The sequence below is a fragment of the Aquibacillus sediminis genome, from assembly GCF_005870085.1.
GTDB lineage: Bacteria > Bacillota > Bacilli > Bacillales > Amphibacillaceae > Aquibacillus_E > Aquibacillus_E sediminis.
Genome location: NZ_SZNM01000074.1, coordinates 1 through 706, shown reverse-complemented (window position 1 = coordinate 706; position 706 = coordinate 1). Strand labels below are relative to the sequence as shown.

Sequence of the window (706 nt, the reverse complement as noted above, 5' to 3'; positions counted from 1 at the left end):
ATCGCATTTGCTTTCTCTTCCTCCGGGTACTGAGATGTTTCAGTTCCCCGGGTCTGCCTCTCCTTACCTATGTATTCAGTAAGGAGTCCTACTCCATTACGAGCAGTGGGTTTCCCCATTCGGAAATTCCCGGATCAACGCCTACGTACGGCTCCCCGAGACATATCGGTGTTTGTCCCGTCCTTCATCGGCTCCTAGTGCCAAGGCATCCACCGTGCGCCCTTAATCACTTAACTATATTTACAGTAAAAAAGACGTTTTGTTTGATGTCTTGTCATCATTCGTTCCAGCTTATCAACTAAGCCTTCACTCTTGATTTTTCTTATCTAGTTTTCAAGGTGCAAGTTTTAGTATTGGTGGAGCCTAGCGGGATCGAACCGCTGACCTCCTGCGTGCAAAGCAGGCGCTCTCCCAGCTGAGCTAAGGCCCCAATGTAGATGGTGGGCCTGAGTGGACTTGAACCACCGACCTCACGCTTATCAGGCGTGCGCTCTAACCAACTGAGCTACAGGCCCATCTAATTTAGGAGTGTGAAATTTATTGAAGGATTTGATCCCTCAAAACTGAACCAAACAACCAAGTATGAATTCCTATAACTGTCCAGCTACAGCTCCCAGGTCCTCGCTGCTATAAGCAATTCACCTCCATGTGTCCAAGTTCATGACACATTACGGCGCCTTGCTTATCCAGTCGGACCTAAACGGTC

2 tRNA genes and 1 rRNA gene are annotated in these 706 nt (G+C 48.4%); all 3 read right to left on the bottom strand.

Annotated features, from left to right (window positions below):
* Positions 1-236 (bottom strand): 23S ribosomal RNA (locus tag FCI53_RS21235); the annotation flags it as partial.
* 118 nt (positions 237-354) lie between these two features.
* Positions 355-430 (bottom strand) — tRNA-Ala (locus FCI53_RS21230).
* A gap of 8 nt (positions 431-438) precedes the next feature.
* Positions 439-515, bottom strand: a tRNA-Ile gene (locus FCI53_RS21225).
* Positions 516-706: the final 191 nt, after the last annotated feature.